Origin of the sequence: Bacillus sp. TSO22, from assembly GCF_020223595.1 — a bacterium.
GTDB classification, from domain to species: Bacteria; Bacillota; Bacilli; order Bacillales; family Bacillaceae; genus Bacillus; species Bacillus inaquosorum.
This window is the reverse complement of the sequence record NZ_JAHAWO010000015.1, coordinates 264,189-280,003: the sequence shown is the minus strand read 5'-3', so window position 1 is coordinate 280,003 and position 15,815 is coordinate 264,189. Positions and strand designations below refer to the sequence as shown.

Here is a 15,815-nt window from a genome sequence, read left to right as displayed (position 1 = left end):
GGTTTCCCCTTTAATTCATAATAAAGAGGCAGCATTAAACTGCTACCTCAAATGAAAGCCTGTCCCCATGTTTATAGTTGATTAACTTGAAATCATCAATGGTAAAGTCATAAAAATCTTTAACTTCAGGATTGATCCATAGTTGAGGTGCTTCAAACTGTTCTCTTTCCATTTGGATTTTCAAATTGTCTATATGACGTGTGTACACATGGCAGTCCCCAATGTTAAAGATATATTCACCAAGCTCATAACCAGTCAATTGAGCAATCATGCGCTGCAAAACATTGTACTGGAATACATTGAATGGATTTCCCAATGCCATATCATTGCTCCTTGCTCTTACCTCTAGGTGGAGTTTTCCTTGCTTAACATACCACTGTGTCTCGTATACACATGGTGTTAAGGCCATTGCGTCTAATTCATCAGGATTCCATAGCATTGTAATGTGTCTGCGTGAAGATGGATTGTTCTTCAATTGATGAAGAAGATAATCAACCTGATCCACTTTTTCTCCATTTAGATTTCTGTTTTTCTTCCCCAGCTGAAATCCATATGCATGTCCGATACTGCCATCTTCTTGTTTCCACTGATCCCAAATATGTACGCCCATCTTGTTTAAATCATTAACATCGTTAGATTTTAGTTGCCAAATCCAGAGCAACTCTTTAATCGCTGTTTTCCAGGCAACCTTTTTTGTCGTTAAAATCGGAACCTCTGAGTTGTCGAATCTCATTTGCGTGCTGATGATGCTTAGTGTATGAGCCGGTGTTCCATCAGAATCCCACTTTGTTCTCACATGAAATTCTTCATCTGAGATTCCATTATTTATAATATCCTTTATAATTGAGTTGTATTGTTTATCAAATTGAGTCATGTTTTAATTCCTCCTATTATTAAGACTCGAAGGGTGTGAGTCAGTGGTTGATTATTGTCCTCGGAAAGTAATAATAAATAGAATTGATTGTGACAAAAACGTTTTTTCTGCTCCTAGTTCCATTATCACAAGACACTTTTTAGAAATCCCATTGAGAAATGAAGGCGATTTAATTTCTGTGTTTACACTAATGAACCCAAGTTGTGCTGATAAAAAAAGTTCAGATAACACTGTGAATTTTATTATTAATTATGCTTACGATATTCTAAAAGCATCAAAAATAATTATAACGAATATCCATCCTTTTTATGAGCCAGATTCAACTAAACTGAGGCCTTTATTGCAAGCAGCTCAGAAACTGAATCCAAAAGAGTTTGAACTAACATATGAAAAAATAGGTTTTTGATTTCTGATTACTATTCAAATGCTCATGAAATTTACATAGCGACAGGGAACTATATTAGAAAAAAGCCTCATGTTACTATAATAAGTATGCTAACACAACATAAAGAAAAAACATTTGGACTTGAGTACAATGGATGGAGTCACTTTAGCACAAAGAACTGTGTGTACCACCCCTCCCGCAAAGGGAAAGATCCTATTAAAGGTAGATTCCCATATTTTAAAACGAATTAAGGGAGATATTCTCCCCCTTTAATTTCGTTTAATTGCTCATTGATGCTTTCTTTTATTGTATGTGATAGCTGATCGATCCCTTTTCCAATTCGTTTCTGACCAGTTTTTCTGATTTTTGTAGTCATATCTTTAAAACACTCCAAGGCACCATCTGCAATTTCATCATATAGCCCCTGAATTTTCACTAATACACTTAAATATTCTTCGTCACCTTCTTCAAATAGTGACAACCCTTCTTCAAGTTTGTTGATCTTTTCAATACTCTTAACTATTTTATTTTTATCCTTTAACAATTAATCACCCACCCAGTTTATTTTGGTCATGCATTTTCATGAAGTTAGCTGCTGCCTTCTTGTATCTCAGGTCTTTCTCGTACTCAGCAACTTTTCTCATATGTTCAATAAATTGATCTTCAAGTCCTTGCAACTGAAGAAATCCAAAGCAAAGACCATTCCTATAAAGCATGTCGTCATATTTTGCTTGTTAAGCTCTTTCTTTGCTGTTAATGATCACTTTCCTCCTTAAATATTAGATAAAATTATTCTTTTATTTAAATGCTTAATCCATCGACACCTATATCCTAAATGTGGTAAAATCGATGTCAATTATTAAATCTGTAAAAATAAAGAAAGGAAGTATTGATATGTATTTGAGTATTATAATTTTAGCATCCATGCTTTTATGGGGTGCAGTAATCCATGAACTAAGTAAACCTTCAAAAAAGCAAAGCACAAGAAAAATTGTTTCTTTGACATCTTTAGGTTCTTTTTCGACTTTAGTTATTACTATTTCACTTTTTCAAAACTTCCCTTTTTAAAATTTGTTTTTAATTAAATCCTTCGTATTAAAATATTCATTTTAAACATAATATTTATATGTACCTTGGCTGAAACCTCCATTGTTCAGATCACAGCATGAATACAGCCAAGGTTTTTAAATTTGCTTATTTCGTTCCCGTAGAACCGAGTCCTCCTCTATCCTCGTTTCCCAAATGCTCAACTTCAACCAATTCAACCACCGGCATTTTCTTCATGATTCTAAACTGACAGATACGATCCCCTTTCTTAATCTCTGTATCACGCATTGCGTAAGCAGGAAAGAACCAGAAATCGTTGTCTCCTTTGTATGACTCATCGATAACACCCATTGAATTTGTTTGAATAACACCAAAGTTCTTATATGTGCTTGAACGAGGAACGACATGTGCTTCATAACCTTCAGGCAATTCCATGGCCACACCTAATGGGACAAGTTTAAATTCATCTTTTTTGATCGCTACATCTTCAGCTGCACGAAGATCAATCCAATCACCTTGCTCAATTTTGCTGATTCTTGTTTGTGTTTCATCTAAATATTTGATTTTAATTTGCATTATGTATTAGCTCCTTTTAATTTAAGTTTGTTTAAAATTACCCTTTTATCGGAATTCCTTTAATAACTCATCAAGTTCATCAGGCTTAAAACCAATACTTCGGTTTACTTCCTCTCCTTGATCACTCAGCAAAATGGTTACCGGTACTCCCATAACACCAAATCTAGATGCTACTTCTGGTTCCTGTGTAACGTCCACTGTCTCAAATTGAATATCTGCTTGTTCTAAGTAATTGGACACCATTTTACATGGATTGCAATTAGGCTGCTCTAATTTAATCAATCTCATTGAATACATCCTTTCTCGGTAAAAATGAAATCTGAATCCTTTAATGGTTCAACCGTTGCTTTTTTGTACCCATTCCCTTTAGTTGAAAAGAAGTCATGGGATTTGGTCTTTGTGCTTAACCCGTTGATAACAATTGGGTTAACATCTTCTTCCTCAAACCAATGATCAAAACCCAGGTTGTTTAAAGCTTTATTTGCGTTGTATCTGATGAATTTCTTCACATCTGGAGCTAAGCCAACCTGATCGTAAACATCTTCTGTATATTCCAATTCGTTTTCATAAAGCTCTTGGAGCAAATTTAAAGCCCATTCATGCATTTCCTTTTGCTTCTCTGGTGTTTGCTTCTTATAAATCTCCTGAGCTAACAATCCAACATAAGTTCCGTGAATCGCTTCGTCACGGATAATTAAATTTATGATCTCTCCACTTTGCATTAATTTTCCCTGTCCATAAAAATAAAGTGGGTAATAAAATCCAGAGTAGAAAAGGAAACTCTCTAGAAACACAGAAGCAACCATTCCTTTAAATAAAGAGATTTCGTCTTTTTTCTCAATTGCTTTATAAATTGAAACAATTAGTCGCGCTTTCTTTTGAAGAAACTTATTGTTTTTTACCCATTCAAATACTTCATTGATCTGCTCGGTCGGAGCCAATGTTAGAAAGATGTTGCTGTATGACTTTGCATGGACAGCGTTCTCCATCATCGCCATAAAGTTCAGCACCGCTTTCCGCTGATGTCCATCTACATGTTCAGCAATGATTGGCATGCCAGTGTTACCTTGTTCTGTATCCAACAACGTCAAACCAGCTAAAACTTTCATATAAGTGTCCTGCTCGTTTTTTCCGAGGTACTTCCAAGTGAGGAGATCGCCGTTTAAAGCAATCTCTTCCGGAAGCCAGAACTGCTTCACGTTTTGGTAATAGAACATTTGGGTAAAATCATCTTCATGCTTTGACCAGTTTGCTGCGGTATACAGCTTATTTTTGTTTAGTTGTGACAAAAATGTGACCTCCTGAATATTTTTCCTCCCTCGCAACATGTAAAAAGAAGGAAATATCTTATAAATGTTGTAAATTTTATAATGCAACATATTCACTATTAAGGGAGGATTATAAAATGAAAAAGAAACTAATTATTGGTGCTTTAGCTTTAGGGCTAATACCTACTATTGGCAGTACTACTGTTTCAGCTAAGCCGCTTCAAAATCCTGTGAAAGTCTTAAATCCTTTAGCAGATGCCAGATGTAAAGGTGGTGGCACTTTAATTTGTGAAACTGGAAATTTTACAGCTAAAGGAACCTTTTTCTTCGATTATTATGGAAGTGAAGACGACAAAATCAGAGTTTACATTGCAAATGATGGCAGCTACCCTTTTGAGTACAGAATTACGAACCCTGACGGTAAGAGAATAGCAGACGGAATTACAGTTAAACCAGGAAAGTCAACAGAATCAACCTTTTACGTAAAAGATATAGAAGGTACTTATAAAGTCCGTGTAACAAATGATGATGGTGAAGATATCAAAGCTTTTGTTAAAGCAAGGGGACTTTAATTAAGAAATCAGGAGTCAGGCAGAGTTATAGAGTGCCGACTCCTTTATTGTTTAAACAACGCAAGACAAACAGTTTTCTTGAGTAGTATCCTTTGTTCTCGCATAGTACAAAGTCTTAATTCCCTTATGATGAGCGTAGAGATCTATTCTATTTAGGTCTCTCGTTGTCAGCGTATCTTTCAGGAACAAGGTAAATGAAATTCCTTGATCGACATGCTGCTGAATCGTTGCAATAAGATCAACTACCTTAAACATATCCATGTCATAAGCTTCTTTATAAAAGAACCAGTTATGAGCCGCTAAACCTGGCATCGGATAATAAGTCTTACTGTTACCGTATGTACGTTCTTCAATTCGCTCCATAATTGGCATTACACCTGCTGTAGATGATTGAACATATGAGATGCTTCCCGTAGGTGCAATTGCCTGTCTATATGAATGGTACAGACCGTATTTCATTACATCCTCTTTAAGCTTCATCCAATCTTCAGTATTAGGAATATGTTGATCTCCAAATAGCTTTTTAACATTTTCAAACTGAGGGCTATAATCATTTGTTAAGTACTTTTCGAAATACTTACCAGTTTTATAAGTTGATCCATCAAACTTGTAGTACGTCTCCCCTGTTTCTCGTGCAATTTCCATTGAACGCTGCAGAGAGTAGAAGTTAACCATCATAAAGTATGTATTAACAAAATCCTTAGCTTCTTCACTTTCATAAGCAATATTATTTTGAGCTAGAAATCCATGGAGGTTCATCTGCCCTAGACCATGGATCTCATTAGTGTATTTGCTCTTGCAACAGCTGGAGCATTTACAATGTTTGTTTTCCTTGTGACAGTTGTCAGTGAGTCAATTGCTATTCTTACTGTTGAAGCAATTGATTGATTACTCATTACATTTACAATGTTCATTGAGCCAAGATTGCAGGAGATATCCAAGCCAATTTCATCCTCTTTATCGTAATCCGTATAAACTGATACTTGTGATGATTGGAGGACTTCAGAACACAAATTTGAAAACTTCACTTTTGAAATATGTTCATTTGGATGCACTTTATTTACATTGTCAGCGAACATAATATACGGATAGCCAGATTCGCTTCTTAGAATGGCCAATTGCTCTAACAGCTTCCGAGTATTCCCTTTAGCTTTTCTAACCCTAGGGTTTTTGACAAGCTCATCATACATTTCATTGATGCTCATCTCATCAAGATACTGTCCATATTCCTTGTATACTGAATGCGGATAGAACATGTAATAATCCTTGTCTTCCCTTGCAAGTTCAATAAATTTATCAGGAACAACTACACCAATAGACAGTGTTTTAACTCGGACATCTTCATCAGCACTTATTTTTTTGGTATCCAGGAAGTCTGTAATGTCTGGATGGAATACACTTAGATAAACTGCTCCTGATCCTTGTCTTTGCAGACCATTCAAACGTGTTCGCTAAGCACGCCCCGCCATATGGCTGCTTCATGTTACCATGAAGGTTAGACTATATCTTCACCCTCTACGGGCGCCTCCTGTTTCGACTGCCCATAGCTTGCAGCCTACGCCTTTCGGCTAGTCGTTGCACGTTCAAGACTTAGTCTTGCTTCGCTCATGATTGTCCCCCTTTATTTTGGCTTGTGATTGACCCAAACCATCTGAGGAGTTCCCATGAATTAAAGAGGTTTTCGATCGTCATTACTGACGAAAGGGGCCAAATCAACCCATTTGATCGGCATATCTAAAAGCATTATCCAAAAGTTTCATGACACCTACGACTCCCTTAGTCGCATTCTCTACGTCTTTGATCGCTTCACCTTTGGCTCTTAGTTTGTTTAGATTTAATGCTACTCCTCCACCTAGCTTAGAAAGCTGCATGGAGATATCAATGGCTCTAGAGATAGCATTCAAACTGTCATCCACTTCAAGTAAGAAGCAGCTCACCATTTCACCTCTTCTCTTACGTCCAGAATTAAGGAAAGTAGGTGTTGCCGGCTGATACTCTTGTTTCATCATAGTATGTACTTCCTCAACAGCTTTCTCGTAATCACCATCCGCGCAATACAAAGCCACAATTGAGACACGATCCTCATACCTTTCCAGGATCTTTGTTTTATCGTTTGTCTTTAATGCATAGTCATTGTAGAACTTAAACGCACTCATAAAAGATGGGAATCTAAATTTGTAACTGTAAGCAATCTTATAGATTGACTTAATCTGTTCAAATGTATATTGATCTAAGAATTCTTCTTCGTAATAATCATTTTTAATAAAGTAGTCCAGCTTCTCTTTTAGATCATGGAAAAAGACTGTGTTTTGATTAATGTAATCAACAAAGTAACTATGTACGGCCTCCTTATCCTTTTCGAATTGATACTTCCCATCTTTCTGAATCATGATCTCATTATTGAGGTTGATCCACTTTGGTATTGTGTTTGTCAATAAGTTGTACCTCCTGAATGATCTTCTGTAAGTCTTGTTTCGTTCCACTAAGTTCAAACTTTAATAACAATGGTGTTTGGAACTTAGCTGAAAGCTTGTCTCCAGCTAAACCATAGTTATCACCCCAAACCTTGTTACCACTAACAGCAACTCCTCTTATTTTATTTTTATTCTTATTGATAAAACTCAAAGTCCTTTCAGGTACTTCCCCAAAGCCTATCGTATATGTAATATGTATGAACTCTTGATTGATGATCGTATCATCAGTTATTTCAATGGTCTCAATATCTAACTTGTGTTGAAGCGCTTTTACAAACCTTCTTACATTACCAGTTTTACTCTCATATGTAATGATCACTAATCGTTATATGCCCCTGTAATTAATCTTGTAGTTGCAGATTCAGCTTCATTTTCAACATGGTAATATGCTTCAGCTATTTCACTATTAATGGCTCCCATCTCAGCATAACCTTTGGCCATTTGAGCCTCATAAGGAGACAACTCCTCTAATTCAACAGGGATATAGTTATCCTTTTGGCTTTGCGGGATAACCATTTGATGTCCTTCTAAGTCAGTTGCAATAAGTTCTCCTTTAAATACTGTAAATGACTCACCATTTTGCATATGTATCTTCTTATTTTCTTTTGCTTCTTCCATAGTCACCAGATCATTACGCTTTACGTATAACTGTCTAGCTGCCCCCATTTTACATCTCCTTATTATTTGTTTTTATTTTGAATATAATAGAAGTTTTAATCGTTAACTTTCTTTAATTCTTCCATACATTCATGGCATAAAGTTTTATCAAATTCTTCTCTATATTCACAATCCCATTCGTCTTGTCTATAACTTTCTTCACAATTATCACAAGATGTTTTAACGTACTCTAAGGGATTAAATCCGCTCCATTTACTTCCTAAAAATTGACTAACCTCTGCCACTGCTTCTGGTGAAATGTTTAACTTTTCAATATCTCCTTCTTCTAAAACACCATATACTTCACTATGTTTTCCTAACACTTCTCCAAAATAAATATCTTCGCCAATCGCAGAATTTACATCTTCTTCTGTTGCAGAAAATAAACCTTCCAAATAACCGCTTCTTCCGCAATCCCAAAAAAATCTGTACAAATATTTCAAAATTACCTCTCCCTTATAAAACTGTGATTTTATCTAGATTTAATCCGTATCTATTTGCCCTCCTCACTCTTCTTCAATCGTCCATCCATTTAATCTTGCGTACTTTAATTTTCTAGAATATCTATGTTTCCACTCGTCCCACCTTTTCGTTTCTCCGAGCGTAGCGAATGGATCTTGGTTTTTCTGTTTTAAGAGAATTTCACCAACCCATCTAGGAACTGACGGTTTATAGTTACTTTCCGACATCTATTCGTCCTCCAATTACAAATTTCTGTATCTTCCTTTTTTATTGTTTAGGCCATCCTTCTCCAAGAAGCTTTTTAGCCCCTTCAACATCTGTGAATCTCTCAATCTTGTGTCTATAATCATCGATCCATCGGTAAACACATACTGCATTTTCTTCAACTTTCATGACAGTATATTGCTGCATAGGATCTTCCAAAAGGTGAAGTTTCTGATCTTTATAAAATCCTTGAATCATATAATATCCTCCTCTTATTTTATTGAATTTCTCTTACTTCATGCGGTACTCCGCTTTCTTCCTGAGCATATACAGCATCATTATGAGCCTCAATTGCATCATCATAAGTATTAACAAGTGTTCCCATGCAAAAAAGTCCGTATTTTTTATTCACCTTTATCATCCTCTTAATTTATTTTTGTTCTTTAAAGTAAACTTCCATCCATAATCAAAATTCTTTCTTCATTACTTTGAAGTTCTTCGAGAACATCTGATATTGGGGACAGTTCTTGATCCTCGGTTACTGTTCGACTGTGTTTAACAGCTGCGTACAACATACCAACTTCTTTGATCTCATCTCTTAAGTTCCCGTCATCATCCGCAACTTCTTCTGTATATAGCTTCAATGCTTTTTCTTTTGTATTAGCTTTAATTAATGCATAATATGGGTCACACACCTCAAAAAATTTAATGTTATTATATCAACTCCTAATTTATTTTTGTGAACCTTTTGATCACTTTTCCATCAACAACAACTGTTCCAAAGAACATGTCTTTAGGTCTTGCCCACAAAATGCCATCCATGTCTTCATATGTAACGAGCTTCTCTTCTGTCTCAGTGTGAATAGCCTCTCCAAGAACCTTGTAAATGCCACCTTTATAATGTCTAAATTGGCAACCAGCTACTTTGTATGTATCCTTCAAGGCATTCAACAATTGCAGTGCATCTTGAGCACTTTTTGAACTGCTGTCATATTTGTTGAGATGTTTAACAGCTTCCTGCATATGCAATTTTATTTGAGTCACCTCTTCTTTTCTTACAGTTAGAGTTTTTTATCTACAATGCCTTTAATGCTTTGCAATGTTTGTTTATACTCGCTGTCTAAATCACTTACGTCTAATTCTGTTGAAACTCTAAATTGTGAGCTTGTTTCATACATAGTTATTACTGATTCAATCCCCTTTTCTTCAGCTATAAACGAAACGCCAAATACCTCAATATCATCCGCGCCTTGCTCCTCTTTAAGTTCTTCTAGAAAAATTGGCTGCATGAGATCAAACAGTTCTTTAGAAGTCTTGAATGTTTTTTGTTCAACAAAACTGTTTTCTCCATCAATTGAATCAAAAAGCAAATTATAGTCGATGTATCCTTTTACTGATTTCCCATGCTTAGTGTATTCCAGGCTTCATCATCCTTTTAATTTATTATTTTTGAATCTCTTATTCTCTTTAAGTCTGATACGTCCATTCGTTATGTATGTTTCGCTGACGGTCAGTTACTACCACATATTCATTGAACCCTGGGATGTATACTTTGCCTCCAACCTCAATTGGTTCTAAGTCAATAACTCCCTCAAAAAATGCTTGGTATTCATTTTGTTCAGCTACTTCAATTCTGTTATTTAAATTTAATCTCCAGCTTTTCTTAATTACCTTGCCTTTGAACTTTGCTCTGTGTCTCCCCACTTATTCACCTCCTTAGAAAGTCTCTTTAAAAATTGAATTTTATTTAGACCTTACTGTTAGCAACTCCTCGTTTTCTGTTTTGATTTGTCGTATACTGCGCTTGCCCGGGAAATTATGAATATTTCCTTCTGACTATTTCCCTTCACATTGTTCATTTCACTGTAAGAATAACTCCAAGAAGGAGTGAACATGCTCCGATTAAGAAAACAGTAAGATAAAATGAAATGTCTTCTTTAAAGTTCTTATTCTCAACTAAATATGCGAGGCCATTGCCTAAGAACGTTGAACAGAATAAGATTAGACCCAGTATCAAATATGAAATTTCATTCACCTCGATTCTTTCAGGTTTATTACCTTATAAATCCACCAGCAGTAGTCCATCTAATCCATAAACCTTATCTCTATCAGTTAACTTTCCGTTTTTTCTCATTATCTTCAATGAATTTTCTGCTTGTTTACGGTTTGAATAAATATGTGGGTGGTAACCATAAAGGTATTTCCCTTCACTCTTTGCAGCAATTACGAACATGTTCATTTATCAACTCTCCTTATTCCACTCTTAAATTTAGACAAAAACTTCATTTTTTCTTATTTAGACTTAAATCTATGTCGAAACTTATCGTCCGACATATCATGTACTATCTCCCTTAAAGGAGGTGGAAATATGGGATTCTTCGGTGGATACTCTAACGGAAATACTGGTTACTCAAACGGTTATTCGAGTGGTTACGGTAACTCCTTCGCTTTGATCGTTGTTCTATTCATTTTGTTGATCATTGTTGGAGCAGTTTTCTTTAATTATTAAGTTTAACTTTACCTACCTCCGCCGAAACAGCACCTCCCCCTGTTCGGTAGACGCCATAAGATGTTTTTATGGCGTTTTTATTTTTGTAAGGGTTATTTAAAACTAGATAAAAGGAATATTCCAAAGTAATATTATTTTTATTCTAATTGTAACTTCAAAAATTTCAATGTCTTTTCTAATTTCATGTCCTTACAATGATTCAAACATTTTTTCTGTAATTCTTCACCACATTCTTTATGTACCGGAAATTCTTTATGCTCTTTGTCGTCAGTAATTCTTATGAAATAAACGATCCCATCAATATGTTCTTTACAACATACACACTCCACAGCATCACCTCTCCTCTTATAAGACTAGCATACTCTTAATCACCGTATCGGTCAACAGATATTTTATTTTTACTCTTAATAATTTTTGTCTTCATCGGAATTAACAATTTTTGGGTTATCATCATATCTTACTTAAGAAAGGAGGAGAAATTATGTATACTTTTCCCGATATACATTTAAGAAATCAAATTTTTTGCTTTATCCCACATTTTTATTATGTACCATACTATAGCTGCCCTTATCCTTATTACGTAAATTCTGTTACTAGGAATGGGGGTTATAGACAGAAAGTGCAAATGGGTTATATACCTGGAGATAATGTGCCTATATGGAAGCTGCCAAATAAAAATGCTTTTTTCTTTGTTGGTAAAATGGCTATTGACGCTGATGGTTCCCCTAAAGCTTATCATCCTCAGAATAAAGGACTAGATGATTTAAAAAATGCTGGTCGCCCTGGTAATTGGTATGGAATATTAACTCACAACGGTAAACCTAATGGAAGGCCGCTTATTCAAAAACAAACAGATCCGGCTCCTGGATATTATATTTCAACAACTGCACTTGTAGATTCGTCAAAAGAAAAAACGGATCCTAGGGCTTACGTTAATTCTGAGGAAATTCCTTTTTTTGTTCTACCACCATATAACCCAATGGGGGCACAGCTTGGTGACTACGGTGTTGCAATTAATTTATTAAATAATAAATTGTCTTATGCAATTTTTGCTGATATTGGCCCAAGGAATAAAATTGGCGAAGGCTCAATTGCTTTAGCTAAGAATTTAGGAATAAATCCAGATCCAAGAAAAGGTGGAACAGAAAAAAAGAATATATTTTATCTGGTATTCCCGAAGTCAGGTAAGGGGAATGGTTACATTCCTAACCTAGATGAAATAAATAAAAATAGTGAGCAGTTGCTTACCGAATGGGGTGGTTTAGAACAAGTAAAATCAGTAATAAACAACCGTAATGATTATTCGAACTTAAATTATAAATAACCTAATATATCTTTCAATTCAATTGATTTAACAAACACATCACTGAATTTTTTGTCTATGATCCCCCATTGTTTCTCTGTGATAGGAGGCAGCTCATTTTCCATATAAATAAATAGTTCATTAATTTTACTTTCTAATTGATCCATAGATTGTAATACAGTTTCTTTAATTGAATCAGAAATATTCAAATGATCTTCCTCCTTTATGAAAATATGGTTATTGCTTTTCCATTTTCATTTTTTATGTACGGAGAGTGTTTTCGAGCAAGATAGTTTCTTGACGACCCTTCTCTCAGGCTTACATTATAAATATCCCCTACCTTATGTACCTCATATGCTTGTTCTTTTGCCTGTTCAGGTGATAGCGCCTCAATTACCAGAGACGCATTTTCACCTTTGATATCTTTACACCTTACATAATACTTTTTCAATAAACATCCCTTTATCCTTTCGTTTTTTCTTGAAACAATTTAATGAATCAAGCCTCGATGTGTATTTGGTTTAATATTGTGTAGATCGACTAAGTTGGTTAACCGCTCGATTTCCTTACTCATCGCATAACACTGATCAACATAAAATTTCTTTGGCATAATAACAAACTGTCCATCTTTAAACCCTTCCGCACCGGCTTCTTGCATTGCAGCAGGAAATATATCGATCAGATTCCATTTTTTAAAGCTCTCAATATACTCCTCTACTGAAATAGTGTGCAAAACCTTTGCTAATACTCCCTTGGTCTTTTCATCGTTATGTACGTAAATGCTTTGTGTATGCGGTTCAATAACTACAAAATCAAGAGCGTTTACCAAGTCAATTTTTTCTTGATCAGTTAACATATTCACTCCCCTTTTTGTCGTGATAACTCATCCTCAATCGTTTTTTTCCCAGCTTTGAGGACTTCCATAAAGTTTGCTGTCGCTTCAATTTCAGCTCCTAATGAATCTACATAACGCTGCGCTTGATCAGTTTCCCCATTACTGATTTTCTTTCTATAATCTTCGACACTTTGTTTAAACCGTTCAATTATTTGCTTGTTGTTAATACATCAACACTCCCACAAACATTATTTTTATTCTTAATAAAAGACAAATTTTATAGCGATTTATATAAAGGAAAAACAGTCCTGTCAACCTCATATAGATAAACCTCTATATCTCTTCTATCTAGATTCCAGAAGACATTTTTCACAATAAAGCACCTCTTATCGTTTATATCTGATGATAGATCTCCTCCTACAATATAGTCACCGGTACGAGGCACCATCGACTCCAATTTTAGGTGGTTTCCTTCTCTATCCTAACTATATGTAAGCTCACTCAAAGAACTGCCAGTTTTACAATCGTTAAAAATAACTAACCATTTAACTTCCATTTCTTAGCCTCATTTCGATAAAATTGATCTTTTATTTAGATTACCAACCATAAAATAATATCGTCTCTGTCTCAAAATCTATGGTTTTTAATAATCTGGTCAACTCAAAAATGCTGTATTCGTATTTCCAAGAATGTGATAGACATGAATCATTAACATCCGTATTTAACGCCCATCCTCTTGTCCACTCAAATAAGTTGTTCTTAATATGTTGCTCTTGTTTTACTGAAGCAATTCCATTTTTATCATCAATAAGTAAGTTCTCATACATTGAGATGACTTTGTTTTTATAGATTTCAATAGCTTCTTCAAGCCCTTCTTTACCAACAATATATGGAACATAATCCGATAATTCATTCATAACTTCTTCTTTTTCAAAGAGAGGGTATCCCTTTGAATAAATACGGTCAGCTGTATCATCCCAATACAACTTCCCAAACTCCCAAATTTCTTCTTTAGGCAGATTACCAATATAGAAATAGCCCTCTTCCCCTGTTAACTCAAACTTTTTGGACAATTCGTCGTAATTCATTGACTTTATTTCGTTTACAAGTTCCTTGCTGATTTTATACATATAATGTCTGTAACCCATACGGTCTCCCCTTTCTCTATAAAAGAGATATTTTATTGAAACTGAACTTCCTGCTTTTATAATCCTATAGCTCCATTTACATATTTTGGATCAAGAGTTAACATTAACATGTAACAACTAAATATCTAGGGGGCTATTAATTATGAAACTTAAGTTTGTCGCAATTGGTGCATTAGCTTTATCTCTATTAGGGTCTTCGTTAAATTCTGCTGAAGCCACAAGCTCAAGATCAATCGATACTCCTAAGAAAGACTCTGTAATCACTCCTATGGATGTCACCCTTTATAGTGGCACACCTACATGGAGCAACGGTGAAGCTTATGCTGTTTTTGACGCATCATACAAGGAAACAAGAGTTTTAATTAATAACTACAGTTCTAAGTCAGTTAAATATGATATTTCAATTGGAACAACCAAATTAGTGTCTGGCAAGACTTTAGATGGTAGCACTCATGTTTACGAAACACTTACAAGACCGCTTATATATAATGGTAAGTATAGTGTTAGATTATACACAAGCGACTCTTCAACTCGTAGTGTAGGTGTACGAGCTGTTGGCATTACTAATTGATCACAAGAGCACTCTAAAGGAGTGCTTTTTATTTTGCGTAATCCTCAAATATCACTATCTCACTACTCAAGTAAATGAATTAAATCCTCAACAATTTCATCACTGTCCCATTGACCTGTATCCCATGAATATGTATGTAACCCAGCATTGCTCATAACTTCACTGTATAAGTCTAAAATTGAATCGATATCTTTTCCTTCTATGTATTCATCACCTCGTATACTTAAGCGTTCCTTAATAATCTTTGGATCAGCATGTAAGTACGCAACTTTAGCTTTCGTTTTAATTTTACTCTCAATAATTCTTAATTGCTGTTCTGTTAGGATAGAGTAATCCTTGAATTTTTTTGCATAGACCAAATTTGAATAAGCAAACCGGTCAATAATCACATTGTCTACGTCAGCTAGTTTGTTAAAGTGTTCAAATAATTTCTCATTTCCACTTGTCGCCAACTCAAAGCTTGAGCCTTTGATAATTGGATACTTTAGTTCTTTGCTTAGATTTGCTGCAACTGTTGATTTAAAGCAGCAATCAGGCCCCTCCAAGATAATTAATGCCATTAATCCCCCACCTTTCTTATATTATGAAATCCAACAACCTGGTAAGTACCATCAGGAAACTTCACTTCTACCTGGTTGTATCGATAATCAACTTTCGCAACAGCTCCAATCTCATCTGTAAAAACAATAATTACCTTTTGACCTTTTTTAAACATAAGTTAAACCTCCCTTTAGTGGCGTTAATTCATGTTCTTTAAAGTAAGTAATGTCACCTGTTTCATCGCTAACTGCATAGTCATATGTAGCTGAATGCAAATGCTCAATAATTTTTCCTTTTCTACCTACATGATGTGGGCATCCGTACCGTGCATTATTGTTAATCTCTACAGCTAGTCCAACAGGATAACTCCAGTATTTAGGCAATTTAATA

29 protein-coding genes and 3 pseudogenes are annotated in these 15,815 nt (G+C 35.1%); 6 read left to right on the top strand and 26 right to left on the bottom strand.

The annotated features are described in order from the left end of the window. Positions 1-34 precede the first annotated feature (34 nt). The gene (locus KHQ79_RS21245) at positions 35-874 is read right to left on the bottom strand and encodes a thymidylate synthase (RefSeq protein WP_225516848.1); all 840 of its coding nucleotides are present in this window, start codon (positions 872-874) and stop codon (positions 35-37) included. A gap of 43 nt (positions 875-917) precedes the next feature. Between KHQ79_RS21245 and KHQ79_RS22190 the strand changes: the two genes are divergently transcribed. Continuing rightward, a complete protein-coding gene (locus KHQ79_RS22190; RefSeq protein ID WP_225516847.1) occupies positions 918-1,280 on the top strand; it encodes a DUF1643 domain-containing protein in 363 nt (120 codons plus the stop codon). 226 nt (positions 1,281-1,506) lie between these two features. On the opposite strand, the gene KHQ79_RS21235 is transcribed toward KHQ79_RS22190, so the two are convergent. Then, positions 1,507-1,803, bottom strand: coding sequence for a hypothetical protein (locus tag KHQ79_RS21235; RefSeq protein WP_225516846.1), 297 nt, complete (start codon positions 1,801-1,803; stop codon positions 1,507-1,509). Positions 1,804-1,807: 4 nt separating this feature from the next. After that, positions 1,808-1,975, bottom strand: coding sequence for a hypothetical protein (locus KHQ79_RS21230; RefSeq protein ID WP_225516845.1), 168 nt, complete (start codon positions 1,973-1,975; stop codon positions 1,808-1,810). Between the two features lie 133 nt (positions 1,976-2,108). Between KHQ79_RS21230 and KHQ79_RS21225 the strand changes: the two genes are divergently transcribed. Beyond that, a complete protein-coding gene (locus KHQ79_RS21225) occupies positions 2,109-2,327 on the top strand; it encodes a hypothetical protein (RefSeq protein WP_225516938.1) in 219 nt (72 codons plus the stop codon). 126 nt (positions 2,328-2,453) lie between these two features. Here KHQ79_RS21225 and dutA read toward each other — a convergent pair whose 3' ends face one another. From dutA to nrdF, 3 genes are read right to left on the bottom strand one after another with little or no spacing between them, the layout of a single operon-like run. Next, a complete protein-coding gene (dutA, locus tag KHQ79_RS21220) occupies positions 2,454-2,882 on the bottom strand; it encodes a dUTP diphosphatase (RefSeq protein ID WP_225516844.1) in 429 nt (142 codons plus the stop codon). 45 nt (positions 2,883-2,927) lie between these two features. Next, positions 2,928-3,170 carry a thioredoxin family protein gene (locus tag KHQ79_RS21215; RefSeq protein ID WP_225516843.1) on the bottom strand — a complete coding sequence of 81 codons (243 nt, stop codon included), beginning with the start codon at positions 3,168-3,170 and terminating at the stop codon, positions 2,928-2,930. Then, positions 3,167-4,210, bottom strand: a complete 1,044-nt coding sequence (gene nrdF, locus KHQ79_RS21210) for a class 1b ribonucleoside-diphosphate reductase subunit beta (protein WP_225516933.1) — start codon at positions 4,208-4,210, stop codon at positions 3,167-3,169. Before nrdF ends, KHQ79_RS21215 begins: the two co-directional genes overlap by 4 nt. Before the next feature lie 77 nt (positions 4,211-4,287). Between nrdF and KHQ79_RS21205 the strand changes: the two genes are divergently transcribed. After that, a complete protein-coding gene (locus tag KHQ79_RS21205; protein WP_225516842.1) occupies positions 4,288-4,722 on the top strand; it encodes a hypothetical protein in 435 nt (144 codons plus the stop codon). A 51-nt stretch (positions 4,723-4,773) separates the two neighbouring features. Here the strand turns inward: KHQ79_RS21205 and KHQ79_RS21200 are convergent. The 13 genes and pseudogenes from KHQ79_RS21200 to KHQ79_RS21140 form a co-directional block, all read right to left on the bottom strand. Next, positions 4,774-6,164, bottom strand: a pseudogene (locus KHQ79_RS21200) (ribonucleoside-diphosphate reductase subunit alpha). A gap of 273 nt (positions 6,165-6,437) precedes the next feature. Next, positions 6,438-7,157: pseudogene (locus KHQ79_RS21195) on the bottom strand (ribonucleotide reductase N-terminal alpha domain-containing protein); the annotation flags it as partial. After that, on the bottom strand, positions 7,120-7,515 hold the full coding sequence (gene nrdI / locus KHQ79_RS21190; RefSeq protein WP_225516841.1) for a class Ib ribonucleoside-diphosphate reductase assembly flavoprotein NrdI: 396 nt from the start codon (positions 7,513-7,515) through the stop codon (positions 7,120-7,122). The pseudogene KHQ79_RS21195 and the gene nrdI, both read right to left, overlap by 38 nt. Beyond that, on the bottom strand, positions 7,515-7,862 hold the full coding sequence (locus tag KHQ79_RS21185) for a hypothetical protein (RefSeq protein ID WP_032721808.1): 348 nt from the start codon (positions 7,860-7,862) through the stop codon (positions 7,515-7,517). Before KHQ79_RS21185 ends, nrdI begins: the two co-directional genes overlap by 1 nt. A 47-nt stretch (positions 7,863-7,909) precedes the next feature. Continuing rightward, positions 7,910-8,296 carry a hypothetical protein gene (locus KHQ79_RS21180; RefSeq protein ID WP_225516840.1) on the bottom strand — a complete coding sequence of 129 codons (387 nt, stop codon included), beginning with the start codon at positions 8,294-8,296 and terminating at the stop codon, positions 7,910-7,912. A gap of 63 nt (positions 8,297-8,359) precedes the next feature. Continuing rightward, complete coding sequence (locus tag KHQ79_RS21175; protein ID WP_225516839.1) at positions 8,360-8,542, bottom strand: hypothetical protein; 183 nt, start codon at positions 8,540-8,542, stop codon at positions 8,360-8,362. Between the two features lie 40 nt (positions 8,543-8,582). Further along, on the bottom strand, positions 8,583-8,777 hold the full coding sequence (locus KHQ79_RS21170) for a hypothetical protein (RefSeq protein WP_213383928.1): 195 nt from the start codon (positions 8,775-8,777) through the stop codon (positions 8,583-8,585). A 19-nt stretch (positions 8,778-8,796) separates the two neighbouring features. Beyond that, the gene (locus KHQ79_RS21165; protein WP_114168545.1) at positions 8,797-8,931 is read right to left on the bottom strand and encodes a hypothetical protein; all 135 of its coding nucleotides are present in this window, start codon (positions 8,929-8,931) and stop codon (positions 8,797-8,799) included. Between the two features lie 31 nt (positions 8,932-8,962). Then, entirely contained in the window at positions 8,963-9,163 is a 201-nt protein-coding gene (locus tag KHQ79_RS21160) for a hypothetical protein (protein WP_225516838.1), read from the bottom strand. An 82-nt stretch (positions 9,164-9,245) separates the two neighbouring features. Further along, a complete protein-coding gene (locus tag KHQ79_RS21155) occupies positions 9,246-9,563 on the bottom strand; it encodes a DUF1653 domain-containing protein (RefSeq protein ID WP_225516837.1) in 318 nt (105 codons plus the stop codon). Positions 9,564-9,580: 17 nt separating this feature from the next. Further along, positions 9,581-9,889 (bottom strand): hypothetical protein, encoded by a 309-nt coding sequence (locus KHQ79_RS21150; RefSeq protein ID WP_225516836.1) that lies wholly within the window; start codon positions 9,887-9,889, stop codon positions 9,581-9,583. A gap of 100 nt (positions 9,890-9,989) precedes the next feature. After that, positions 9,990-10,151: pseudogene (locus KHQ79_RS21145) on the bottom strand (hypothetical protein); the annotation flags it as partial. Between the two features lie 427 nt (positions 10,152-10,578). Continuing rightward, on the bottom strand, positions 10,579-10,758 hold the full coding sequence (locus KHQ79_RS21140; protein WP_225516835.1) for a hypothetical protein: 180 nt from the start codon (positions 10,756-10,758) through the stop codon (positions 10,579-10,581). 129 nt (positions 10,759-10,887) lie between these two features. Between KHQ79_RS21140 and KHQ79_RS21135 the strand changes: the two genes are divergently transcribed. Further along, on the top strand, positions 10,888-11,028 hold the full coding sequence (locus KHQ79_RS21135; RefSeq protein WP_225516834.1) for a YjcZ family sporulation protein: 141 nt from the start codon (positions 10,888-10,890) through the stop codon (positions 11,026-11,028). Between the two features lie 481 nt (positions 11,029-11,509). Beyond that, the gene (locus KHQ79_RS21130) at positions 11,510-12,352 is read left to right on the top strand and encodes a glycoside hydrolase family 75 protein (protein WP_225516833.1); all 843 of its coding nucleotides are present in this window, start codon (positions 11,510-11,512) and stop codon (positions 12,350-12,352) included. On the opposite strand, the gene KHQ79_RS21125 is transcribed toward KHQ79_RS21130, so the two are convergent. From KHQ79_RS21125 to KHQ79_RS21110, 4 genes are all read right to left on the bottom strand, one after another. Beyond that, positions 12,343-12,540 carry a hypothetical protein gene (locus tag KHQ79_RS21125; RefSeq protein ID WP_225516832.1) on the bottom strand — a complete coding sequence of 66 codons (198 nt, stop codon included), beginning with the start codon at positions 12,538-12,540 and terminating at the stop codon, positions 12,343-12,345. The two genes, KHQ79_RS21130 and KHQ79_RS21125, sit on opposite strands and share 10 nt — an antisense overlap. Before the next feature lie 14 nt (positions 12,541-12,554). Beyond that, positions 12,555-12,782 (bottom strand): hypothetical protein, encoded by a 228-nt coding sequence (locus tag KHQ79_RS21120; protein ID WP_225516831.1) that lies wholly within the window; start codon positions 12,780-12,782, stop codon positions 12,555-12,557. A 39-nt stretch (positions 12,783-12,821) separates the two neighbouring features. Then, entirely contained in the window at positions 12,822-13,187 is a 366-nt protein-coding gene (locus tag KHQ79_RS21115) for a hypothetical protein (RefSeq protein ID WP_225516830.1), read from the bottom strand. A gap of 575 nt (positions 13,188-13,762) precedes the next feature. Beyond that, a complete protein-coding gene (locus KHQ79_RS21110; RefSeq protein ID WP_225516829.1) occupies positions 13,763-14,314 on the bottom strand; it encodes a hypothetical protein in 552 nt (183 codons plus the stop codon). Between the two features lie 142 nt (positions 14,315-14,456). Here KHQ79_RS21110 and KHQ79_RS21105 point away from each other — a divergent pair, with 142 nt between their 5' ends. Next, complete coding sequence (locus tag KHQ79_RS21105) at positions 14,457-14,885, top strand: hypothetical protein (protein WP_225516828.1); 429 nt, start codon at positions 14,457-14,459, stop codon at positions 14,883-14,885. Positions 14,886-14,947: 62 nt separating this feature from the next. Here the strand turns inward: KHQ79_RS21105 and KHQ79_RS21100 are convergent, their stop codons facing one another. The 3 genes from KHQ79_RS21100 to KHQ79_RS21090 are packed head-to-tail and all read right to left on the bottom strand — an operon-like array spanning position 14,948 to position 15,808. After that, the gene (locus KHQ79_RS21100; RefSeq protein WP_225516827.1) at positions 14,948-15,445 is read right to left on the bottom strand and encodes a nucleoside/nucleotide kinase family protein; all 498 of its coding nucleotides are present in this window, start codon (positions 15,443-15,445) and stop codon (positions 14,948-14,950) included. Beyond that, positions 15,445-15,600 (bottom strand): tudor domain-containing protein, encoded by a 156-nt coding sequence (locus tag KHQ79_RS21095; RefSeq protein ID WP_225516826.1) that lies wholly within the window; start codon positions 15,598-15,600, stop codon positions 15,445-15,447. Before KHQ79_RS21095 ends, KHQ79_RS21100 begins: the two co-directional genes overlap by 1 nt. Continuing rightward, positions 15,593-15,808 (bottom strand): YorP family protein, encoded by a 216-nt coding sequence (locus KHQ79_RS21090; protein WP_019712328.1) that lies wholly within the window; start codon positions 15,806-15,808, stop codon positions 15,593-15,595. The genes KHQ79_RS21095 and KHQ79_RS21090 overlap by 8 nt, the downstream gene beginning before the upstream one ends. Between the last annotated feature and the right edge of the window lie 7 nt (positions 15,809-15,815).

Bases quoted from the DNA above. Each gene is read 5' to 3' on its own strand.
- dutA (WP_225516844.1), bottom strand. From the start codon at position 2,882: ATGCAAATTAAAATCAAATATTTAGATGAAACACAAACAAGAATCAGC.
- KHQ79_RS21175 (WP_225516839.1), bottom strand. From the start codon at position 8,542: ATGTCGGAAAGTAACTATAAACCGTCAGTTCCTAGATGGGTTGGTGAA.
- KHQ79_RS21100 (WP_225516827.1), bottom strand. From the start codon at position 15,445: ATGGCATTAATTATCTTGGAGGGGCCTGATTGCTGCTTTAAATCAACA.
- KHQ79_RS21230 (WP_225516845.1), bottom strand. From the start codon at position 1,975: ATGCTTTATAGGAATGGTCTTTGCTTTGGATTTCTTCAGTTGCAAGGA.
- KHQ79_RS21185 (WP_032721808.1), bottom strand. From the start codon at position 7,862: ATGGGGGCAGCTAGACAGTTATACGTAAAGCGTAATGATCTGGTGACT.
- KHQ79_RS21130 (WP_225516833.1), top strand. From the start codon at position 11,510: ATGTATACTTTTCCCGATATACATTTAAGAAATCAAATTTTTTGCTTT.
- KHQ79_RS21205 (WP_225516842.1), top strand. From the start codon at position 4,288: ATGAAAAAGAAACTAATTATTGGTGCTTTAGCTTTAGGGCTAATACCT.
- nrdF (WP_225516933.1), bottom strand. From the start codon at position 4,210: ATGTTGCGAGGGAGGAAAAATATTCAGGAGGTCACATTTTTGTCACAA.
- KHQ79_RS21095 (WP_225516826.1), bottom strand. From the start codon at position 15,600: ATGTTTAAAAAAGGTCAAAAGGTAATTATTGTTTTTACAGATGAGATT.
- KHQ79_RS21170 (WP_213383928.1), bottom strand. From the start codon at position 8,777: ATGATTCAAGGATTTTATAAAGATCAGAAACTTCACCTTTTGGAAGAT.
- KHQ79_RS21110 (WP_225516829.1), bottom strand. From the start codon at position 14,314: ATGGGTTACAGACATTATATGTATAAAATCAGCAAGGAACTTGTAAAC.
- KHQ79_RS21245 (WP_225516848.1), bottom strand. From the start codon at position 874: ATGACTCAATTTGATAAACAATACAACTCAATTATAAAGGATATTATA.
- KHQ79_RS21115 (WP_225516830.1), bottom strand. From the start codon at position 13,187: ATGTTAACTGATCAAGAAAAAATTGACTTGGTAAACGCTCTTGATTTT.
- KHQ79_RS21105 (WP_225516828.1), top strand. From the start codon at position 14,457: ATGAAACTTAAGTTTGTCGCAATTGGTGCATTAGCTTTATCTCTATTA.
- KHQ79_RS21225 (WP_225516938.1), top strand. From the start codon at position 2,109: ATGTCAATTATTAAATCTGTAAAAATAAAGAAAGGAAGTATTGATATG.
- KHQ79_RS21140 (WP_225516835.1), bottom strand. From the start codon at position 10,758: ATGAACATGTTCGTAATTGCTGCAAAGAGTGAAGGGAAATACCTTTAT.
- KHQ79_RS21135 (WP_225516834.1), top strand. From the start codon at position 10,888: ATGGGATTCTTCGGTGGATACTCTAACGGAAATACTGGTTACTCAAAC.
- KHQ79_RS21215 (WP_225516843.1), bottom strand. From the start codon at position 3,170: ATGAGATTGATTAAATTAGAGCAGCCTAATTGCAATCCATGTAAAATG.